This window comes from Bacillus sp. T-10(2022) (assembly GCF_056502895.1).
This window is the reverse complement of sequence record NZ_CP113518.1, coordinates 4439987-4461303: the sequence shown is the minus strand read 5'-3', so window position 1 is coordinate 4461303 and position 21317 is coordinate 4439987. Positions and strand designations below refer to the sequence as shown.

The 21317-nt window shown below is 40.9% G+C and carries 18 protein-coding genes; 13 read left to right on the top strand and 5 right to left on the bottom strand.

The genetic code is table 11. The annotated features are described in order from the left end of the window. Nucleotides 1-25 precede the first annotated feature (25 nt). Nucleotides 26-640 (bottom strand): TetR/AcrR family transcriptional regulator, encoded by a 615-nt coding sequence (locus tag OSJ91_RS21820; RefSeq protein ID WP_485890403.1) that lies wholly within the window; start codon nucleotides 638-640, stop codon nucleotides 26-28. 190 nt (nucleotides 641-830) lie between these two features. On the opposite strand from OSJ91_RS21820, the gene OSJ91_RS21815 reads away from it, so the two are divergent. Continuing rightward, nucleotides 831-1589 carry an SDR family oxidoreductase gene (locus OSJ91_RS21815; protein WP_350299934.1) on the top strand — a complete coding sequence of 253 codons (759 nt, stop codon included), beginning with the start codon at nucleotides 831-833 and terminating at the stop codon, nucleotides 1587-1589. Between the two features lie 391 nt (nucleotides 1590-1980). Here OSJ91_RS21815 and OSJ91_RS21810 read toward each other — a convergent pair whose 3' ends face one another. The 3 genes from OSJ91_RS21810 to OSJ91_RS21800 form a co-directional block, all read right to left on the bottom strand. After that, nucleotides 1981-2682 (bottom strand): FadR/GntR family transcriptional regulator, encoded by a 702-nt coding sequence (locus OSJ91_RS21810; RefSeq protein WP_063232459.1) that lies wholly within the window; start codon nucleotides 2680-2682, stop codon nucleotides 1981-1983. Nucleotides 2683-2832: 150 nt separating this feature from the next. Continuing rightward, on the bottom strand, nucleotides 2833-4191 hold the full coding sequence (gene gudD, locus OSJ91_RS21805) for a glucarate dehydratase (RefSeq protein ID WP_350299933.1): 1359 nt from the start codon (nucleotides 4189-4191) through the stop codon (nucleotides 2833-2835). Nucleotides 4192-4222: 31 nt separating this feature from the next. Next, nucleotides 4223-5584 (bottom strand): MFS transporter, encoded by a 1362-nt coding sequence (locus OSJ91_RS21800; RefSeq protein WP_350299932.1) that lies wholly within the window; start codon nucleotides 5582-5584, stop codon nucleotides 4223-4225. 320 nt (nucleotides 5585-5904) lie between these two features. Between OSJ91_RS21800 and kdgD the strand changes: the two genes are divergently transcribed. From kdgD to OSJ91_RS21740, 12 genes are all read left to right on the top strand, one after another. Continuing rightward, nucleotides 5905-6837: a 5-dehydro-4-deoxyglucarate dehydratase gene (gene kdgD, locus OSJ91_RS21795; RefSeq protein ID WP_485890402.1), complete on the top strand. Its 933-nt coding sequence runs from the start codon at nucleotides 5905-5907 to the stop codon at nucleotides 6835-6837. A gap of 18 nt (nucleotides 6838-6855) precedes the next feature. Next, nucleotides 6856-8319 carry an alpha-ketoglutaric semialdehyde dehydrogenase GucD gene (gene gucD, locus OSJ91_RS21790; protein ID WP_485890401.1) on the top strand — a complete coding sequence of 488 codons (1464 nt, stop codon included), beginning with the start codon at nucleotides 6856-6858 and terminating at the stop codon, nucleotides 8317-8319. A gap of 88 nt (nucleotides 8320-8407) precedes the next feature. Further along, entirely contained in the window at nucleotides 8408-9757 is a 1350-nt protein-coding gene (locus tag OSJ91_RS21785) for a glucarate dehydratase family protein (RefSeq protein WP_413019462.1), read from the top strand. Between the two features lie 212 nt (nucleotides 9758-9969). Beyond that, the gene (locus OSJ91_RS21780; protein WP_350299928.1) at nucleotides 9970-11289 is read left to right on the top strand and encodes an MFS transporter; all 1320 of its coding nucleotides are present in this window, start codon (nucleotides 9970-9972) and stop codon (nucleotides 11287-11289) included. 144 nt (nucleotides 11290-11433) lie between these two features. Further along, nucleotides 11434-12969 carry a galactarate dehydratase gene (garD, locus tag OSJ91_RS21775; RefSeq protein ID WP_485890400.1) on the top strand — a complete coding sequence of 512 codons (1536 nt, stop codon included), beginning with the start codon at nucleotides 11434-11436 and terminating at the stop codon, nucleotides 12967-12969. 162 nt (nucleotides 12970-13131) lie between these two features. Beyond that, nucleotides 13132-13584 carry a GNAT family N-acetyltransferase gene (locus OSJ91_RS21770; protein ID WP_350299926.1) on the top strand — a complete coding sequence of 151 codons (453 nt, stop codon included), beginning with the start codon at nucleotides 13132-13134 and terminating at the stop codon, nucleotides 13582-13584. Between the two features lie 122 nt (nucleotides 13585-13706). Next, nucleotides 13707-14027 carry a hypothetical protein gene (locus OSJ91_RS21765; RefSeq protein ID WP_350299925.1) on the top strand — a complete coding sequence of 107 codons (321 nt, stop codon included), beginning with the start codon at nucleotides 13707-13709 and terminating at the stop codon, nucleotides 14025-14027. 58 nt (nucleotides 14028-14085) lie between these two features. Beyond that, the gene (locus OSJ91_RS21760) at nucleotides 14086-14556 is read left to right on the top strand and encodes a VOC family protein (RefSeq protein WP_350299924.1); all 471 of its coding nucleotides are present in this window, start codon (nucleotides 14086-14088) and stop codon (nucleotides 14554-14556) included. A 44-nt stretch (nucleotides 14557-14600) separates the two neighbouring features. Continuing rightward, the gene (locus OSJ91_RS21755; RefSeq protein ID WP_350299923.1) at nucleotides 14601-15050 is read left to right on the top strand and encodes an ASCH domain-containing protein; all 450 of its coding nucleotides are present in this window, start codon (nucleotides 14601-14603) and stop codon (nucleotides 15048-15050) included. A gap of 102 nt (nucleotides 15051-15152) precedes the next feature. After that, complete coding sequence (locus OSJ91_RS21750) at nucleotides 15153-15851, top strand: polysaccharide deacetylase family protein (protein WP_485890399.1); 699 nt, start codon at nucleotides 15153-15155, stop codon at nucleotides 15849-15851. 725 nt (nucleotides 15852-16576) lie between these two features. Further along, a complete protein-coding gene (locus OSJ91_RS21745; protein ID WP_485890398.1) occupies nucleotides 16577-19612 on the top strand; it encodes an efflux RND transporter permease subunit in 3036 nt (1011 codons plus the stop codon). A gap of 247 nt (nucleotides 19613-19859) precedes the next feature. Then, entirely contained in the window at nucleotides 19860-20510 is a 651-nt protein-coding gene (locus OSJ91_RS21740) for a DsbA family oxidoreductase (RefSeq protein WP_413019457.1), read from the top strand. 150 nt (nucleotides 20511-20660) lie between these two features. On the opposite strand, the gene OSJ91_RS21735 is transcribed toward OSJ91_RS21740, so the two are convergent. Beyond that, nucleotides 20661-21299 (bottom strand): hypothetical protein, encoded by a 639-nt coding sequence (locus OSJ91_RS21735; RefSeq protein WP_350299919.1) that lies wholly within the window; start codon nucleotides 21297-21299, stop codon nucleotides 20661-20663. Nucleotides 21300-21317: the final 18 nt, after the last annotated feature.

Sequence of the window (21317 nt, the reverse complement as noted above, 5' to 3'; positions counted from 1 at the left end):
TAGGAGGGTTGCCGATGCAGCCCTCTTATTTCTGCTTTAAATGGTTTATTTTAAAGACGGAATTTACCGATTTATTATTCAGGATTTCAAGCAACTGTTCAGCCATATAGTCAGAGCTATATTTAAAGCCAGTGTTGACCCATTCGATGATCATGCCTAATATCGCATATGCTTGGTAGCTGGAGGCAAGTTCTATATTGATCTTAGGGTTCGGCCGGTAATCTTCCAGGTCCTCCAATGGAAGTTTCTTTAACTCATTACAAATCCGTTCCAGTAACGTAGGCCATGCATTCGACTTTAGGATGAGGGTATAAATGTTTGCATAGTTAGCTACATGTTCAAATATTTTGATGACTGAAGCCGTTAGTTCATTGATGGTGAAAGTTTCGACGTTCTTATAAGGTTCCCGGTAAGATATGATCAAATCGGCAATTACATCCTCCATGACCTCTTCAAGCAGTTCCTCTTTATACTGATAGTGTTTATAAAATGTACCCCGATTAAGGTCGGCGAGTTCTACAATGTCAGTAATCGATATATCCCTGAAATCCTTTTTTTGCATTAATGATGTGAGGGATTCTTTCAAAGCCATTTTAGACTTCCTGATCCTTCTATCAATCCCAGTGTTATTTTCAGTCATTTTCTTCACCCTTTGTTCGTTATTGTGCTTTTAATAAACATAATGATCACTTTCTGTTCATTGTTCAACATCGAGGTCATCATTTGCTGATTGTATAAGCCTACCGAAACTAATTATACTATAAAGGAAGTTAGTTAATGAACATCTGTGCAATAAGTATCACTTCACTAGAATGAATGGGGGAGTTCAAATGAAATTACAAGACAAAGTTGCAGTAGTGACAGGCGCAGCATCAGGCATGGGAAAACAAATTGCTATAGATTACGCTCGAGAAGGAGCTAAAGTCGTCGTATCGGATTTAAATCTTGATGGTGCGAACGAAACGGTAGAAGAAATAAAAGCGAATGGCGGAATGGCCTTTGCCATTAAAACGAACGTAGCGGTGGAGGAAGATATTCAACATATGATCGATACCACGGTCAGTACGTATGGTACGGTGGATATTTTGGTCAATAACGCGGGTATCATGGACGGCATGGAACCAGCTGGAGACGTTGAAGATTCTAGATGGGATCGGATTTTTGCCATTAACACGACAAGCGTCATGCGTTCGACTAGAAAGGTGTTGCCAATCTTTTTAGAAAAACAAAAAGGGATTATCATCAATATTGCTTCAGCTGGCGGTTTATACGGTGCTCGGGCTGGTGCGGCTTACACTGCCTCTAAACACGCAGTCGTTGGGTTCACAAAAAACACGGGCTTCATGTATGCCAATAAAGGGATTCGCTGCAATGCAATAGCACCAGGCGGAGTTGAAACCAATATTGGTTCCAGCATGACGAATATCAATGAGTTTGGCTTCTCTCGCCAACAATTGGGTATGGCGATCAATCCACGCAATGGGAAACCTGAGGAAATCGCTAAAGTGGCTTTGTTCCTTGCTTCAGACGATTCCAGTTTTGTTAATGGTACTGTCATCACGGCAGATGCTGGTTGGAGTGCATATTAAGCCGTAAATTAAATAGAGAATGGTCAAGTACTTGGTGACTGATATATGCATTCCTGCCAGTAAGCAGGGATGCATTTTTTTTGAGTGAAGCATTGGCAGGTTCATTGGATGGGGAATTTGGTTAGCCAGACAATTTGCTAGAGGAAGTTTCAACTTCATTCGGTAGTCCTGACATTGTCATTTCAATCGAAAGTGGATTAGTGGGGGCTGGATAGTTCCACTACTATCCAGTTTTTCTCAAAAATAATTATGCTATCAATTGGATTAAAAAGATAAGTTGAACTCTGAAATCTCGGAAGCAAAATAGGTTCCCTGAAAAAATCCACTTTCCCTATGAAATTGGATCATTGAGTGATCCATTAGTTTACTGCGATACCTCGCAAACGATATATTAATTGGCGTGAGAATATTGAAGGACTTTCTGACGAACGTAATCAAGGTGCTTGTACATTTGGCTGAATGCTTCATGTGGATCATGTGCTGCAAGTGCTGCATAGATGGCTTTATGATACTTCACAGTCAGTTCCCGTTCTCTGAATTGAATCAGGCTATTTATTTTATTATGAGTGATCAATAAGGAATCGATCATGCCTTCAATTATGGGATTGTTCGCACTTAAAGCAATGATCTTGTGGAATTCTTTATCGGCCTCTCCATAATCGTTGTCTTCACTATTGGCAATCGTGTCAATCGTAACTTGCAGTTTTTCCAGTTGTTCGTCTGTGATCTTCTCGGCAGCCATTGTTACTAATCCCAACTCCAATGCCATTCGCGCTTCAATGATCGCTGGTAAATTATCCGTAGCCAGCGCCAGCATGACAGAGAATGGATGTGTACCGATTTTATCGTTAAAAAATGTTCCTTCACGCGTTTTCCGTGTAATGACCCCTAGTGTATCAAGTGCACTGAGCGCCTCACGTAAAACAGGCCGGCTTACTTCAAGTTCTTTCATAAGTTCCATTTCAGGAGGCAGTTTGTCGCCCGCTTTCATTTGTCCGCTGACGAGCAGATGCACAATTTGATCCACGACTTGTTGTGAAAGAGTGTTGCGATGTACCGATTGTACGCCTAATTTCTTTGACGATTCTTCCATTGTGTAACCCCTTTTCTGTTAAATCCTATATGTATTCATACTGTAAGACTAATTATATAATATAATACACTTATTTGCATGTAGACCTATGTCCAAAAAAAGTAAAATGCGCCGCTCTTAAGAGAGTGACGCATGCATTCCTTTAAAAAATCATCTAACAAGGCAAGGTGATTTTGGATTGAACTTCCATCCGGAGACCAGGTATTGCATAGCCATTGAATCATCACGGGCACCAAGTCCTTTTTGTTTATAAAGCTGATGTGCCTTCTCGATTTGTTCCATATCCACTTCAATTCCAAGTCCGGGTTTGGAAGGGACATCGACCATTCCGCCGACAATTTTAAAAGGTTCTTTCGTCAAACGCTGCCCATCCTGCCATATCCAGTGGGTATCGATCGCAGTGATTTTTCCTGGTGCGGCTGCAGCAACGTGTGTAAACATGGCAAGTGAAATGTCAAAGTGATTATTCGAGTGTGATCCCCAAGTCAATCCCCAGTCGTTACACATTTGAGCGACACGGACGGAGCCCTGCATCGTCCAAAAATGCGGATCGGCAAGAGGAATGTCCACGGATTGAAGTTGAATGGAGTGCCCCATTTGCCTCCAGTCCGTTGCAATCATATTCGTAGCGGTTGGAAGGCCCGTTGCGCGCCTGAATTCCGTCATGATTTCCCGGGCGGAAAAGCCATTTTCCGCTCCGCATGGATCTTCCGCATAAGCCAAAACATGATGCTGATCCCGGCAAAGTTTAATCGCATCCTCAAGCAGCCAGCCGCCATTTGGGTCAAGGGTGATCCTGGCTTCAGGGAAGCGTTCCGCAAGTGCCGTCACCGCTTCGATTTCTTCTTCCCCGCGCAAAACCCCGCCTTTCAATTTAAAATCATTGAATCCATAGCGAGAGTGGGCGGCTTCTGCCAAGCGGACAATCGATTCGGGTGTCAGCGCTTCCTCATGACGGAGGCGAAGCCAGTCATCTTCCGCTTCCGGTTCGCTTAAATAACCAAGATCTGTTTTATTTCGGTCACCTACATAAAATAAGTAGCCCAGCATTTCCACTTTATCACGCTGCTGTCCTTCGCCGAGAAGGGCTGCGACTGGAACACCTAAATGTTGGCCAACTAAATCAAGAAGTGCAGCTTCCAATGCTGTTACGGCATGAATGGCAATACGAAGATCGAAAGTCTGAAGGCCGCGCCCTCCAGCATCGCGGTCCGCAAACTGCTTGCGGATGGTATTTAGAATGTTGTTGTATGTCCCAATGGACTGGCCGACAACCAATTGTTTGGCATCTTCGAGTGTTTGGCGGATTTTTTCGCCCCCAGGAACTTCACCTACACCTGTATTACCAGCATTGTCTTTTAGAATGACGATGTTCCGGGTGAAATAAGGAGCATGGGCACCACTCAAGTTCAGCAGCATGCCGTCATGGCCCGCAACTGGAATGACGCTCATTTCAGAAATTACCGGTGTGCCGATTTTTACATTATCCTTAAGTAATTGATTGTTCATGATTTTTCCCCCTACCAGAATATTTAGTTGACTATGACTTTAACTCTACACGTTTAATTTCACCAACCAGGAATAAATAACTTAAAATAGCGACAAGAGCATTAGCACATACGAAGACTAGCGCCCCATTGAACGACCCTGTCGTGGCAATGATATAACCGATGATGATCGGTGTTGTAATGCCGGCAATGTTACCGAATGTGTTGAAAAGCCCCCCGCTGACACCGGACATTTCTTTTGGTGAGGTATCGGCCACTACCGCCCAGCCGAGTGCCCCAAATCCTTTACCGAAAAACGCAAGGGCCATAACGAAAATGACAACCCATTCTGTATCTACATAGTTTGCTGCCACCAAGCTCATCGATAGAATCATCCCAACAACAATTGGAACTTTTCGGGCGACAGTCAATGAGAAGCCCTTCCGTAACAAGAAATCCGAGAATGTCCCTCCGAGAATGCCGCCAAAAAATCCACAAATGGCCGGAAGGGAAGCGACGAATCCAACTTCAAGAATGGTCATGCCCCTTTCTTGTACAAGGTACACAGGAAACCATGTCAGGAAAAAGTACGTTAACGTCGTAATGCAATATTGTCCGAGATAAACACCTAACAGCATGCGGTTTGATAAAAGCTGCTTAATATGATTCCAGTTGACGCCTTTCTTTTCCTCCTTATTTGTACTGGTTTGATCCATATTGATCAAAGCGCCGCCCGCTTCGATATATTCAAGCTCAGCTTTGTTGATGCGAGGATGTTCCTTTGGGCCATAAATCGTTTTCAGCCAGATGAAAGCAACGACGATTCCTAAAGCACCCATAAAGAAGAAGACGTATTCCCAACCGAATTTATACGTAATGTAACCCATGATCGGTGCAAAGAGAACGGTTGCAAAATACTGGGCGGAATTGAAAGTGGCAGCCGCGGTTCCGCGTTCATGGCTTGGGAACCAGGTAGCAACGATGCGGCTGTTGGCCGGAAAGGAAGGGGCCTCTGCCAATCCAACTAAAAAACGCAGTCCGAACAATACCATGACAGCCGTTCCCGCAGAACCGAAAAAACCGAGAAACCCTTGTAAAAGCGTAAAGGTAGACCATAACGTGATACTCCAAAAGTAAACTTTTTTCGAGCCAAAACGGTCTAAAAGCCATCCGCCTGGAATTTGTCCAGCTACATAAGACCAAGCGAAAGCGGAGAAAACATATCCCATCATGACTGAATCGAGACCAAGCTGACCAGACATGTCCGTCCCCGCAATGGATAGCGTCGCACGATCCGCATAATTCAGGGCTGTAACCAAAAAGAGCATAAAGACAATGAACCATCGTGTGCGTGTTTTTTTCTGGGCACTTGGCAGTTTAGGAGATGGTTGAAAAACTTTTTCTTCAGCGTTCATATACTCACTTCCTTCTTCGTATTTAATTATATTTTTTATTTGATACCGCTTACAATGTTAACTGTTTCCTCCTTCGTGAAAATTCTTAATATTTAGTTTTGTCCAATGGTAAGACAAATAAAATTGTTTGTCAATGGCTTTTTTTCTTAAAAGTTTTTTCATTTTAGCTCCTTCATTATCGTGTTTTTTTGTATATATTAGAAGCGAAATTATGGAGGGATGAAGTCCTGCTTCATTTTTCAGAAAATAAAAAAAATACGATTGACCAGACGGTGTATTTGTCTTACAATAAAACAATAATACACAAGGGGGAATAAAAAATGAATAAGATTCGCAAGGCACCTAAAGGAATTCTCGGATTTCCCGTGGCACCATTCACAACGAGTAATAAGCTTGATGAACAAGCACTCGCCCAAAATATCCAATTTTTATTAGATGAGGGACTAGAGGCAATTTTCGTGGCATGTGCAGCAGCGGAATATCCATCGTTAAGTAAAGAGGAATATGAAGCGATGGTTGAGGTAGCCGTATCCGTCACCGCTGGAAAAGTACCTGTATATACAGGGGTAGGCGGGAATATTCAAACTTCCCTCGAACTTGCCAGAATATCTGCGGATAAAGGGGCAGATGGTTATTTAATATTACCTCCATATCTCGTTACTGGAGAACAGGCAGGTCTGGCGGCTTATTTCAAAGCCATCGCAGAGAGTACAAACTTAAATTCCATCGTATATCAGCGTGATAATGTAGCATTTTCACTTTCAACTTTGGAAGCGCTTGCTGAGGTCCCGCAGGTGGTCGGCGTCAAAGACGGTCTGGGCAATATGGAGCTGAATGGACTCCTTACACAAACCTTCGGAAAACGTTTCGGCTGGCTGAACGGAATGCCGCTTGCGGAAGTTACCATGTCGGCCTACGTTCCACTTGGCTTTGATTCCTATTCATCGGCGATTTCCAATTACATCCCGCATATCTCACGAAAATTCTATAATGGCATTTTGAGCGGAGATCAAGAAACGGTCAATGAAATTTACCAGCAGGTCATCATACCAATCAACAACATTCGCCGTCAGCGAAAAGGATATGCCGTTTCTCTCATTAAAGCAGGTATGGAGATTATGGGAATGCCGGTTGGGCAAACAGTCAGATTACCAATTCTACCGGTGGAAAAAGAACATTATGCAGAGATGCAAACGATATTAGAGAATGCTTTAAATCGTTTTCCAAAAGAAACACCAATTCAATCAATTTAATAAGGGTGGGGATTATATATGATAACTACAGTTCAAACAAAAACGTATCTTAACTATATTAACGGTGAATGGGTTGCTTCCATTTCAAATGAAGTTGAAAAAAGTTTAAACCCGGCAGATAAACAGGCAATCGTCGGATATGTACAAAAATCTACCAAGGATGACTTGAACCTGGCTGTGGAAGCTGCGAAAAAGGCGAAAGATAAATGGCGTAAACTAGCTGGTTCAGAGCGCGGGGAGTATCTGTATAAGGCAGCGCAAATTCTTGAAAAGCGGATTGATGAAATTGCAGAATGTGCAACAAGGGAAATGGGAAAGACATTTGCTGAAACAAAAGGGGAAACGGCACGCGGTATTGCGATCCTGAAATACTATGCAGGAGAAGGAATGCGTAAGGTGGGGGATGTCATTCCATCCACCGACAGTTCAGCGCTTATGTTCACGACGCGCGTCCCGCTTGGTGTAGTCGGCGTCATCACACCTTGGAATTTCCCGATCGCCATCCCAATCTGGAAGATGGCTCCTGCTCTAGTATATGGGAATACGATTGTGGTCAAGCCAGCCACCGAGACGGCCATCACCTGTGCAAAGATCATGGAGTGTTTTGAAGAAGCCGGTTTACCGGCGGGTGTAATCAATATGGTCACAGGGCCGGGCAGTGTCATCGGGCAGGGCATCGCCGATCATGAAGATGTAAACGGCATTACCTTCACCGGCTCGAACGGCGTTGGAAAAAGGATTGGACAAGCGGCGTTAGCACGAGGAGCGAAATATCAGCTTGAAATGGGCGGGAAAAACCCGGTAATCGTTGCAGCGGATGCGGATCTTAATCTGGCTGTAGAAGCCGTCATTACAGGTGCCTTCCGTTCAACGGGGCAAAAATGTACCGCGACAAGCCGTGTCATCGTTGCAGCTGAAGTTTATGAAGAGTTCAAACAGCTGTTGGTGAAAGAAACGAAAGGCATTTCCATCGGAGATGGATTGGACAGTGGGACATGGATGGGACCATGTGCTAGCGAAAATCAATTGAATACGGTTCTTTCCTATATAGAAAAAGGAGTGGAAGAAGGCGCTGCACTTCTGATTGGCGGAAAGCGTGCTGAAGAAGGCCCTCAGGCAAATGGCTTTTATGTAGAGCCTACGATTTTTGATAATTGCACGTCAGATATGACAATTGTACAGGAAGAAATTTTTGGTCCGGTGATTGCTTTATTGAAAGCTGATTCAGTTGAAGAGGCTCTGCAACTTGCGAACAGCGTGGAATACGGCCTTAGTGCTTCGATTTTCACAGCCAATATCAAACATTTGCTTTCATTTGTTAACGATATGGAAGCGGGATTGATCAGGGTTAACGCCGAGAGCGCAGGCGTTGAATTGCAGGCGCCGTTTGGCGGCATGAAAAACTCCAGCTCCCACTCAAGGGAACAAGGAGAAGCAGCAAAAGAGTTTTTCACATCCATTAAAACGGTGTTTGTAAAATAATATAAAGTAAATGCGATCAATAGATAACGCTTTCGAATTAATGATTAAAGAACTTATGAAGTTAATAAATCTGGAAGGAAGTTAAATAATGAAATTGCAGGGATCGCCAATTATTACAGATATGAAGGTTATTCCAGTAGCAGGGTATGATAGTGCCCTGCTCACATTAAGTGGCTGTCATGCTCCTTATTTTACTCGTAATATTGTTATTTTAGAAGATGAAACGGGGAATACAGGTATCGGTGAGATTCATGGCGGCGATGATATTACTAGAATGATAGAAAGTTATCGTCCATTTGTTGTAGGACAAGAGATTGCCGATTATAGAGGTTGTATTACTGCCATACGTAAAGGTGGTTTGAGTATAAAAGGTGACTCTGGTGAAGGGTTGCAAGGATTAAATTTAGCCAATTTAAAATTTGTTGTGCAAGCAGAGGCTGCTGTTGAATGCGCGATGATGGACTTGCTTGGTAAATTTGTTAATAAACCAATTGCAGCATTGCTTGGCGATGGAGGTATTCAACGTACAGAAGTTCCTTTCTTAGGCTATTTATTCTATATCGCAGATATGGAAAAACTCGATCTTAATTATTTACGTGAAACACAATTTAAGGATGATTGGGATCGTGTTAGACGAATTGAAACGTTAACAGCTGAAGGAATTGTAGCTCAAGCAAAAGCAGCTGAAGCTCGTTATGGATTTAAGAGTTTCAAATTAAAAGGTGGAGTACTTCGAGGGGAAGAAGAAATGGAAGCGATTCAAGCTTTACATGAAGCATTCCCTGATTCAAGAATTAATCTTGATCCAAATGGAGCATGGTCATTGGAAGAAGCCATTATGCTTTGCAAAGGTAAAGGAGATATACTTGCATATATTGAAGATCCGTGTGGTCCTGAAGCGGGATTCTCTAGCCGTGAAATAATGGCTGAATTTAAGATTGCAACCGGATTACCTGTTGCTACAAATATGATTGCTACAAATTGGCGTCAATTTCATCATGCAGCAACACTTAGAGCGGTCGATATTGTGTTAGCTGACCCTCATTTCTGGACATTGAATGGTAGTATCCGTATGGCACATGTATTAAACGATTGGGGCTTAACATGGGGGTCGCATTCCAATAATCACTTTGATATTACATTAGCAGCATTTACACAAGTAGCAGCTGCTGCGCCAGGGAATATTTCACCAATCGATACGCACTATATTTGGCAAGATGGCCAAGAATTATGTGATGATCCATTACAAATTATAGATGGAGTAATTAAACTACCTGATAAACCAGGTTTAGGTGTGGAAATAAATATGGATAAAGTTATGAAAGCAAATGAATTGTATAGAAGTCTGCCTTATCATGATCGTGATGATTCAACTTCTATGCAATGTCTAATTAAAGAGTGGAAATATAACTCTAAAAAACCATGTATGGTGAGATAAACTTCGGATTAAATGAATGGGTAATTACCATGAGTAAAATTAATATCTCAATCTAGTAAAGATGAAATTATTAATATTCTACTCATGGTAGTTGCCAAAAAAAAATTAATTGTAAGCCCTTACTTTATTAAATTCACAATTCAATAACAAAAAAAGGTATTAAATAGAAACCGTATTTCTCTGAAAAATTAAGAGATAAAGGAGGAAGCTTAATGAACAGTAGCGTTGCTCAACGCATCCGCAATGAGAATGAACATCCTAAAAAAACCAATGTGCGTTTTACCATACTTGCAATGTTATTTATCGTGACCGTTATTAATTATATTGATCGTTCTGCGTTGGGTATAGCTGCTCCAGTAATGAAAGAAGACCTTGCTTTCGATGCAGTGAAATTAGGTGTTGCTTTTTCAGCCTTTAACTGGGCATATACTGCATTTAACATTCCTGGAGGTTGGTTATTAGATAGATTTGGAGCACGTAAAGTTTATGGTGTTGCTTTATTATTATGGTCCACATTTACCTTTTTTCAAGGATTTATTAGTACCTTACTTGGTTTATTCATTTTAAGATTCTTGGTTGGTATTACTGAAGCTCCATCTTTTCCAGGAAATAGCAGATTGACAACGATGTGGTTTCCACAACATGAACGTGGACGAGCAGTATCGATTTATAACTCAGCACAATATTTTGGATTAGCACTTTTCACACCGGTCATGGCATGGATTTTACAAGAGTTTGGCTGGCACGATGTTTTCTTTGTTGCAGGAGGAGCAGGTATCTTTGTAGCAATATTATGGTTTGCATTTGTACGTGAACCATACAACCATCCACGTGTAAATCAAGCAGAAATCGATTATATTAATTCAGGTGGAGGGTTAGCAAATAAAGAAGAAAAAAGAAAAGTGAACTGGTCTGATATCCGGCTTTTGTTGACAAACAGACAAATGGTCGGAATTTATATTGGTCAGTATGCGTTGAATACAATTGTTTGGTTTTTCTTAACTTGGTTCCCTACATATCTCGTAACGGAGAAGGGTTTATCTCTAATTCAAACAGGATTTGCTGCATCGGTACCTTATATAGGAGCATTTTTTGGAGGTATCGTTGGCGGGATCATTTCCGACATATTATTGAAAAAGGGGAAATCGCTCGCTGTTGCACGTAAAACACCGATTATCACTGGGTTTCTTTTATCCAGCAGTATCGTTTTAGCTAACTTCACTTCAAATATTTTTCTTCTTATCCTAATCATGTCCATTGCCTTTTTCGCAAAAGGTTTGGCAGGTCTTACATGGTCTCTTGTCGGTGATATGGCTCCAAAAGAACTTATTGGATTAACTGGGGGTATTTTTAATACCATTGGGAATATCGCGGGTATTGTAACGCCGCTTGTCATTGGCTTTATTTTAGCCAAAACAAATTCCTTTAGCGGTGCCCTGATCTTTGTTGCCAGTGTATTGTTCATAGGTGCTCTATCCTACATTTTCATAGTAAATAAACCTGAAAGAATCGTATTAATAGACAAAAATTAACAGAAGAAAAGAAAATAAAATACGTATGTTTAAAGTTGTAACGAAGTTCCCTAAAAGCATGAGGAATATAATTGAAGCCATTGGAAAAGCAATCTTTATATCAGACAAGCATGCTAGCTTAATTATATTGAAAGGGTTGGTAAAGTGGATACGAAAACGCAACTGACGGAGGTACCGCTTTATATTAAGGTGAATGGGATCGACAATGTCGCCATCGTGGTTAATACGGGGGGCTTGGATCAAGGAACCGTTTTCCCGTGTGGGCTTGAATTGAAAGAAAGAGTGCCACAAGGCCACAAAGTGGCTTTAATGGATATAGTCCAGAATGAAGCCATCATACGCTATGGGGAAGTTATCGGTTATGCGGCAGAATCAATCAGTAAGGGCTGTTGGATTGACGAATCACTGGTGATACTTCCGTCTTCTCCGGATTTAAAGGAATTGCCGGTAGCAAATGATATTCCGAAAACTTTACCCCCGCTTGAAGGATATACATTTCAAGGATTCCGCAATGAAGATGGCAGTGTTGGAACCAAGAATATATTGGGCATTACAACTAGCGTTCAATGTGTAGTGGGCGTGCTGGATTTCGTCGTGAACCGGATAAAAAAAGAGCTTCTCCCGAAGTATCCCAATGTTGATGATGTTTTCGCCATAAATCACAATTATGGATGCGGAGTCGCTATCAATGCACCAGAAGCGGTCATTCCCATTCGCACGATACAGAACCTCGCGAAACACCCGAATTTCGGCGGGGAAGCCTTGGTAGTTGGACTGGGGTGTGAAAAACTATCTCCAATGAGAATAAATCCAAGCGGGGACGATTCAGATATCATTTCACTTCAGGATCAGCAGGGATTTGCGGGAATGGTCCAATCCATTATGGAAATGGCAGAGGAACGTTTAATCAAGTTGAACCGCCGGCAGCGGGAGACATTTCCGGTTTCCGAATTAGTCATCGGCACGCAGTGCGGTGGAAGTGATGCATTCTCTGGTGTCACAGCTAACCCTGCCGTAGGATATGCTACAGATCTGTTAGTCAGGGCAGGGGCAACCGTTCTATTCTCTGAAGTAACAGAAGTACGGGATGCGATTCATCTATTAACGCCTCGTGCAGTGAATGAAGAAGTGGGGAGAGCTTTAATAAAGGAAATGGATTGGTATGATAACTATCTTGCATTGGGTGATGCCGATCGAAGTGCCAATCCGTCGCCTGGAAACAAAAAGGGCGGATTGGCCAATGTAGTGGAAAAATCATTAGGCTCTATTGCCAAATCCGGAAGCAGCCCCATTTCAGGCGTACTGGCTCCAGGTGAAAAAGCAGCGGAAAAAGGGCTGATTTTTGCCGCTACACCAGCTAGTGACTTTGTTTGCGGAACGCTTCAGCTCGCTTCCGGCATCCACCTTCAAGTTTTTTCAACTGGAAGAGGCACACCTTATAATCTCGCAATGGCTTCCGTCATCAAAGTATCTACACGAAATACACTGACAGAGCAATGGAAAGATCTGATCGATATAAATGCTGGAACCATCGCTACTGGTGAAGCAACCATAGAGGAAGTTGGGTGGGAAATATTTCACCTTATTCTGGAAGTGGCCAGTGGTAAAAAGAAAACCTGGGCAGAGCATTGGGGTCTGCATAATGATTTGGCACTGTTCAATCCTGCGCCAATTACCTAATAATGATTTACTTGGACGGACTTCCTTTTAATAGAGGAAGTCCGTCCTTTTTTTCCTCAAGAAAAGAGGAGCGCCGGACTATTAGCAGAAGTTATTAATGAACGATTGGTTTTCACCATGACGAAAAAAGGGTGATACTAAGTACATATCAGGAGGGATAGCATGGTCACATTCAGGAATGCGACAGCAGAAGACTTAAGTGAAATCGTACAGATGCTTGCGGATGATGTTTTGGGGAGGGAAAGGGAGCGCTATGAAAATCCGCTTCCAGACAGCTATATAAAAGCATTTGAATCTATTGATGCAGATGAGAATAATGAATTGATCGTTGCATGTCTTGGTGAGGAAATCGTTGGGGTGCAGCAAATCACTTTCACTCCTTATATTACCCATCAAGGCGGTTGGAGAGCTACGATCGAAGGGGTTCGGACGGCATCTACAGAACGAGGGAAAGGTATTGGAAGCAAGTTGATTCAATATGCTATTGACCGTGCAAAAGCGCGGGGCTGCCTTATCATTCAACTGACGACCGATAAAAAGCGGGAAGAAACGCTGCGTTTTTATGAACGTTTAGGATTCAAATCCACTCATGAAGGCATGAAAATGAAACTTTAATTCACGGTCTTTTGTCCCCTTTTTTTGTGCACAACAACTTGTCTGGTATTATATGTTAAAATTATTTGTGAGATATTAATAGATGTATATAGGATTTAAAAACTGATGAAAGGGTGAGATCGATGGAAAACGAAGCGTGTATTCAGAAGAGATACGGTGTAATTAGTTTTACTTCATTCATCATTGGAATCATTTGCTTTTTTACTGTTTTTATTACACCTATCAATATGGAAAATATCGGAAGTCTGACGGGTGATTATATAACGCTTTTCCTTACGATTACCGGCATCGTCCTATCTGTCATGGGAATTTTGAAGAAAACGGAGAAAAAAGTGATTTCTATCATTTCTTTGGTTTTTTCCTCATCTTTCTTTATATTTTGGGTTATCGTCATCACTTTGCTGTTAACTGGTGAAATAGAAATGCCCCGTAGAACAAATTAGATAAAGGGGTTATATGTAGGTCTAAGCTAATGGGGTCTGACTATAAAGGGGCGGTTCAATGATAAGAGGTTTATATGAAGCACATTTACCGGTTCGTGATTTGAAACGTTCCATCGAATTCTATGAGGGGCTTGGTTTGCAGTTGGATCATAAAGTTGAAGACAACCTGGCTTTTCTATGGATTGAAAAGGATAAAAGTTGGCTGGGGCTTTGGGAATCGGAAAAAGTGAAAGTTGAGTATCATCCCTCCCTACGGCATATCGCTTTTCAAGTATCATTGGAAGATTTAAAGTGCTCAGTCGCATGGCTTGAAGATAGAGGCTATGCGCCAAGAGAGGCTTTTGGATTTGAACCAATTGAACCTTTCGTGATGCCTCACGGGGAATATGCCCACGCTAAAATTCACTTTAATGATCCTGACGGAAACAGTTTGGAGTTAATTAGTAAACTGGATAATCCAAAAAAAATCAAGAATCGTATGTATTTAAGTGAATGGGAACATGAATACAGAAGTGAAAAAAACGAATGATAAATGGGCGGGAATTTTAAGAATAAGAATGGGAGAGTCATAGAATGAATGTCAAAGCGGAATTATATTGGAATGCATTTTGGCAAGGGAAAGAAGAAGAAAAACCCCATTCAGTCAGTGCGTGGCAATTCGGGGCCGATCCCGATCAATTGGCTCAATTAGTGATGGCTGGGATAAAAACCGCTACATGCTCGGGGTATGTTTTTTATGAGGAAGAAACTGAACCATTACCATCCGTGGGTGATTATAGCATTATTTTAAGCGGTGAGGATGAGCCCTTAGCCATCATCCAAACAGTGAAAGTCGAAGTATTGCCCATGAATGAAGTGAGTGAAGAGTTTGCGATTGCAGAAGGGGAAGGCGATCGAACATATACATACTGGTGGGACGCACATGAAAAATTTTTTAAAGAAGAACTGGACAAAATCGGACACACCTTTCAAGTAGATATGCTGCTAGTGTGTGAGCGTTTTGAATTGATACATGTAAAGTGAATGAAGCCGGATTGATCGGAAGTTAGCAATAAGTGTTTTCTTTCAGTGATTTGATATAATAGGTCATTGGATTGAAAAACTTATAGAAAGATAGGTATTTGCATGAAAAAGAAACTGATATTCATTGGATTGGGAATCCTGGTTGTTTTCCTGCTATTGTTTGGTACGTATAAATTAATGAATTCAAGAACATATCAGGTATTCGGTGGATTAACGGATAATGTCGAGACGAATGAAAAAGTGGTCGCTTTGACTTTTGATGATGGCCCATCGAAGAATGTAAATGAAATCCTTCCGTTATTGAATAAATACGATGTAAAGGCTACATTCTTCCTGATTGGTACCGAAATCGAAAAGTATCCAGAGGAAGCGGGAAAAATAGCGGAAGCAGGACATCAGATTGGCAATCACACGTATTCCCACAGGCGAATGGTGTTTAAATCGCCTTCTTATATCAAGGCGGAAATCGAGAAAACGGATAAATTAATTCAAAACTCCGGATATAAGGGTGAAATTGATATCCGGCCGCCAAACGGGAAAAAAATCTTAGGTTTGCCTTATTATTTAAATAAAAACGATAGAGACACCATTACTTGGAATTTGGAACCAGATAGCTATTACACTTCAGCTTCTGACAAAGTGAAGTATGTGAAGGAAAATATAAGACCAGGTTCGATCATCCTGATGCATCCGATGTACGATGATACAGGTAAAGAGCTTCAAGCGATTGAAGGGATCTTACAAGAGTTAACGAATGAAGGGTATACGTTTGTAACGGTCAATGAACTTCAGGAAATGTAGTTTCATTTTTCGTCCAGACGATTTTCGAAGAATCGGGTTGCTGCGGCAGCCCTTTTTTATGTGATTTACAGAATAGTACAAAACATGGGCTGCATATTGTTTCTTAATGGAAGGTTGTTGTTAGGGCATGCATTCGCATGAATTTTTCCTTAGTGGAAATAAAGCTATTAAAATGGGGCTGGTTACTTGTATCGGAATAAAAATACCGCTCTGATCATGATTTTGTGTTTCCTGTTATTCCTATTTCTTGTGGTGCTCATTTTTCGCCATATCACGGTATACTTCGTATATAGCTCGGGCATCGGCCCGTTATTGATTATCGGGGTAATGATTTTGGCTATCGTTATGCTTTTTTTCAAAGGATATAAATAGGTTTGTACAATTTGAACGTTGCTTTCCTCTCCAGGCACTCGCTTTCCGCGGGCGGTCCGGGAGCCTCCTCGGCGCCTTTGCGCCTGCGGGGTCTCCCCTGGACACGCTTTTCCCGCTGGAGTCTCGTACCTTACGTTCCAATCAACTTTGTTTTAAAATTTAGAAAGAACTCCTTTTGTCTAAAAACTGGAGGCTGCTACGCAGCCTTTTTTATGTGGTAAAAGCTATCCGAACCAATAGACATAAAAAAATATAAAAATCAATAAAAAATTAACACTCAGGTGTTAGTAATATATGGTAATATTTGAAATGGGATTATTTTCTTATAAATTATATTCAGGGGTGATTATTGCGTGGAGTTTTTTACTAAGTGGGCGTTTAAGAACAAGGCTGCCGTTTCATTGGTAACCATATTTATTTTGTTGATAGGAGTTGTCAGTTATTTTAAGCTGCCGATGGAATTTTTACCATCTGCTGATAATCCACAAGTTACGATTATCACAATGGGGCAGGGCACCGATTCGAAAACGATGGAAGCACAAGTTACAGATCCGATTGAAAGGGCAGTTACGGGAGTTAAAGGAAAGAGGTCAAAATACTCCACCACTGGAGATGGTTTTTCTAAAGTAGATCTATTCTTTGAAGCCGGATCGGATATGAAACAAGCGAAACTTGATGTTCAAGAGGCTTTAAGCAGTGTAGCATTGCCGCAAAGCATGGCAAAGCCTACTGTTACACAGTTAAATACATCAATGATTCCCATTTCATTTGTAGCTGTTACTTTTAAGGATGGATTAACAGCTGAAAATATAGACTTTGCCAAGAAAGAATTAGAGCCTTTGTATAAAGATATTAAAGGGGTTTCGGATGTACAGACATTTGGAGTTTCGCAATCCATTCTTTCAGTCAAAGTGGATAATGAAGAATTGGCTAAAAAGAAAGTCTCCATTCAAGATGTCATGAGCGTCCTTAACGGTCAGAATGCAGCTCTGGCCGTAGGCGAAAAAGTGATTGATGGGAAGGCAAGTAACATCAAGGTTATCGGGGATTTAACAAGTATTGAAAAATTAGAAGCGCTAAAGGTCACTCCGAATGTCGCACTTGGAGAGATAGCAAAAGTTGAAGAAGCGAAGGATGGCAACCTCATCAGTCGCTTTAACGGAAAGGAAAGCATTGATTTAAGCATTATCAAGGACAGTCAATCAAATGCTGTCACAATCAGTAAAGAGGTTGAAAAAGTAGCAAAAGAAATTAATGAAAAGTATAGTGACCAGAAATCGACCATTTATTTATCTACAGCTGATATGGTGGAGACTTCCGTTCAGACGATGGTAAAAGAAGTTCTGCTAGGTGCGCTATTCGCTACGATTGTAATCATGGTCTTTTTACGGAATGTACGATCTACATTCATTACAATCGTATCCATACCGCTATCTCTTGGCTTTACGTTATTTTTGCTGTCATTGTCGGGAGTGACGCTGAATATTTTGACGCTGGGCGGTGTCGCTGTAGCGATCGGGCGCTTGGTGGACGATAGTATTGTTGTTATTGAAAATATTTTCCGGAAAATGCAGCAGGAGAAGATTTCAGTCGAATTGGTGATGGATGCAACTAAAGAGGTGGGAGTGGCGATAACCGCTTCAACCCTTACTACTGTAGCTGTTTTCTTGCCGGTTGCTTTATTGAATGGAGGGCTTCAGGAGTTTCTTCTTCCTTTCGCTTTGACTGTCACTTATTCTTTGCTGGCTTCTCTGATTGTGGCATTGACGGTTGTTCCGTTAATGAGCGCAGGGTTGCTGAAAAGGACGGAGCTGCCAAAACATCGACCGGCCAAGCGTTTTACCAAACTGGTTACTTGGTCATTAAACCATAAATGGGTAGTCTTGATTGTTGCTTTGCTGTTGTTTGTCGGTTCCGTTGGTACATATTTTGCCATGCCAAAAGGGGCGATTGATAATTCTTCAGCAGACTATGTCTCCGTGACATTAACTTATCCAAATGATCAGCCTTATGAGAAAGTAAAGGAAAAAGCGGTTGAACTCGAAGAAACGATGCAGGATATGAGTGAAGTGGATAATATTTTCATGCAATTAGGAAACTCAGCCGAGACGGCCCAATATGGTGCAGTCACATCACCTACAGAAGCAACTTTCGGCATCCTCGTAAAGGATAAAGCAAATGTAGATTCAATCCTGGAAAAAATGGAAAAGGAACAAGAAAACTATCCTGATGCGAAGCTTACGGCCCAAGCCTCTTCCTTTATGATGGGGGCATCAAAGACGAACATTACGATAGATGTGATCGGCAGTAATGTTGAAGATTTGGAACGGACGGCCAATAAGGTCAAGGAAAGCATTCAGGATATTAAGGGAATTGAAGATGTTACAACAAACCAAGACGAAAAGAAAACGATTTATTCATTCAAGGTAGATCCGGCTAAAGGCAATACAGAACAAATCGGTCAACAATTAGGTATCATGCTTAATAAAACACCTATCGGCCATATAACCTTGCAGGATAAGCAAACACCTGTCGTCCTTGAACCCATCTTGGATCCTAAAAAACCAGAGGATTTAAAAAGTATTCCGATTATGACAGACGGCGGTCTAGCTCCGGTGTCTAAGGTTGCTTCTTTAAAGAGCGAAGAGAGTGCAACAACGCAGTTCCATAAAGATGGAGAAACGTATCTTCAATTAACGGCAACGGTCGATCCGACTAAGCTTTCCGATATTGCAAGCAAAATAAATCTTGAGATATTTGGAGATAAAGAGGATAAAGGCCTTGATATTCCGAATGATGTAGAAATTTTAGTCGGGGGAGCGAGTGCTCAGCAGACAGATGATTTTTCCGATTTGTTCCTTACGATGTTAATATCGATCGGCATTGTCTTTTTAATCATGGTTATAACATTTAAATCGATCAAAGCACCGATCGCCATTCTATTTTCCTTGCCATTCGCTGCTATTGGAGCGGTATTAGGATTGGTTATCAGTCGAATTCCAGTTGATATTACAGCACTGCTGGGTGCTCTCATGTTAATAGGAATTGTTGTGACAAACGCGATTGTGCTTCTGGATCGAGTGAAACAAAACGAAGAAAAAATGATCATCCGTGATGCAATCGTCGAAGCGACAGCCACAAGATTCCGTCCGATCATAATGACGGCTGTAGCAACGATTTGTGCCATGCTGCCGCTTTTATATAAAAAGGCGGAAACAGGAAGCTTGGTTTCACAAAGTTTAGCGATCGTTGTCATTGGCGGGCTAGCTGTGTCTACACTGCTCACACTTATCGTCATTCCATGTATATACGAATTGTTGTACTACAAAAAATCGAAAAAACAGAGAAAGAAAAAGAGAGAACCCGTTAACGAACAAATAGAGATGTAAGGAAGTTTAAATAAAAAAGTTTGTAGAGAATGCAACATTTTCTTTACAAACTTTTTTTTCTTTAAAATAATAGTTGACTTTCCTTCAACCTGTAACTAAAATGATTACAACAGACTCGATACAATCGTAGAAAGCAATCGACTGTGTAGTTACTCAATGTAATGTTCTTATATTAATTTTTTTTGCTCTGTGTTGTAACTAATTTGGTTACAAGTTTAGCTGATAATGAAAAGTGAGGGAATATATTATGACAGTGAAAATTAAAGCGTATTCTGATTTTATTTGTCCATTTTGTTTTTTAGGTAAAGGGCCTTTGGACGAAATCGTAAAGGAAAAGGATGTAGAAGTTGAATGGATGCCATTTGAATTGCGTCCGAGTCCATATACCAAAATCGATCCATGGAAGGAACCCGATAAGTTGAATTCATGGGATTCATACATTCTTCCTGCTGCGAAAAAGCTAGGGGTTGATATGCGTTTACCCCGTGTCTCCCCGCATCCATATACACATTTGGCGTTCGAAGGTTGCCATTTTGCAAAGGAGCACGGAAAAGGGAATGAATTCCACAACAGAGTATTTACTGCGTTTTTTCAAGAGGAACAAAATATTGAAGATATTGAAGTATTGACAAAATTAGCGGGTGAAGTTGAGCTTCCTGTAGAAGCCTTTAGAGAAGCGTTAGTGTCACGAAAGTATCGGGAAGTGCACCAACAAGCACTCAAACATGCTTATGAAGAAGCAGATATCAGGGCTGTCCCAACGTTTATTATTGGTGATGAAGTAATTCAAGGACTAGCCAGCAAAGAAAGGATTGCGCAAGTCATTGAGAAGGAAGAAGCAAAAAATAAACGGAATGAATTTGATGGCTTACAATGTGATGGCAAGGGGAATTGTTAATAACTTGTTACTGTCAGGGAAATGCGAATTTACAACAGTAAGGTCATTTCAAGCTACTTAAAATAGGGCTTGATTAGAATACTTACAGAAAAACCCCTTTTATCAAACAATAAAACCTTTTCTTTTACTGTTTAATATAAAAGGGGTATTTTAATGTAATTCTAGTTGAATTGTTGTAACAATATTAGAATCATCAACCCATAAATAAGCATTTTTACATTTATGCGTGAAATATCTAATGGCAATAGTATCTTTTAAATAATCTTTTAAAGTCCAATTGTATAATGAGAGCGAGATTATTGGCCCCTTTGATGTGTTTTTTAAACAATCTAACACCTTATCGAACTCCATATCTTCGTATTTCTCTATAAATTCAGGTATTATCTTGTATGATTTTTGTTGTTTCCATTCATATTGTGATTTGCTAATTGTCCCATATAAATTTTTTATTATTGGATTTATGTGACTCGACCTGATCAAGGAGAGAGATTCTTGATTCGGCTTATTTAACATTATTTCCGATGGTAATTCGTTTTCTAATACAATCTTCGTGTTGTCAAAATGCATAATAATTTCTTCGATTACTTGATGATCAATTCTAGTATCGACAAATAACGAAGTAACACTATTTTCATCTTGGCAACCCAACAGTAAAAAGAATTGAGTTAATAGTGAATATTTTTTTTGGACATTGGAATTGGGGATAAATTCCCTGATCTTGAAATCTGAAAAACTTTCTGTATTGTCTAAGAACTGATTATTAGCTTCAAAAGGTTTCAACCATTCCATTAGTAGCCCACCTAGTGT

Bases quoted from the DNA above. Each gene is read 5' to 3' on its own strand.
- OSJ91_RS21820 (WP_485890403.1), bottom strand. From the start codon at position 640: ATGACTGAAAATAACACTGGGATTGATAGAAGGATCAGGAAGTCTAAA.
- OSJ91_RS21815 (WP_350299934.1), top strand. From the start codon at position 831: ATGAAATTACAAGACAAAGTTGCAGTAGTGACAGGCGCAGCATCAGGC.
- OSJ91_RS21810 (WP_063232459.1), bottom strand. From the start codon at position 2,682: ATGGAAGAATCGTCAAAGAAATTAGGCGTACAATCGGTACATCGCAAC.
- gudD (WP_350299933.1), bottom strand. From the start codon at position 4,191: ATGAACAATCAATTACTTAAGGATAATGTAAAAATCGGCACACCGGTA.
- OSJ91_RS21800 (WP_350299932.1), bottom strand. From the start codon at position 5,584: ATGAACGCTGAAGAAAAAGTTTTTCAACCATCTCCTAAACTGCCAAGT.
- kdgD (WP_485890402.1), top strand. From the start codon at position 5,905: ATGAATAAGATTCGCAAGGCACCTAAAGGAATTCTCGGATTTCCCGTG.
- gucD (WP_485890401.1), top strand. From the start codon at position 6,856: ATGATAACTACAGTTCAAACAAAAACGTATCTTAACTATATTAACGGT.
- OSJ91_RS21785 (WP_413019462.1), top strand. From the start codon at position 8,408: ATGAAATTGCAGGGATCGCCAATTATTACAGATATGAAGGTTATTCCA.
- OSJ91_RS21780 (WP_350299928.1), top strand. From the start codon at position 9,970: ATGAACAGTAGCGTTGCTCAACGCATCCGCAATGAGAATGAACATCCT.
- OSJ91_RS21770 (WP_350299926.1), top strand. From the start codon at position 13,132: ATGGTCACATTCAGGAATGCGACAGCAGAAGACTTAAGTGAAATCGTA.
- OSJ91_RS21765 (WP_350299925.1), top strand. From the start codon at position 13,707: ATGGAAAACGAAGCGTGTATTCAGAAGAGATACGGTGTAATTAGTTTT.
- OSJ91_RS21760 (WP_350299924.1), top strand. From the start codon at position 14,086: ATGATAAGAGGTTTATATGAAGCACATTTACCGGTTCGTGATTTGAAA.
- OSJ91_RS21755 (WP_350299923.1), top strand. From the start codon at position 14,601: ATGAATGTCAAAGCGGAATTATATTGGAATGCATTTTGGCAAGGGAAA.
- OSJ91_RS21750 (WP_485890399.1), top strand. From the start codon at position 15,153: ATGAAAAAGAAACTGATATTCATTGGATTGGGAATCCTGGTTGTTTTC.
- OSJ91_RS21740 (WP_413019457.1), top strand. From the start codon at position 19,860: ATGACAGTGAAAATTAAAGCGTATTCTGATTTTATTTGTCCATTTTGT.
- OSJ91_RS21735 (WP_350299919.1), bottom strand. From the start codon at position 21,299: ATGGAATGGTTGAAACCTTTTGAAGCTAATAATCAGTTCTTAGACAAT.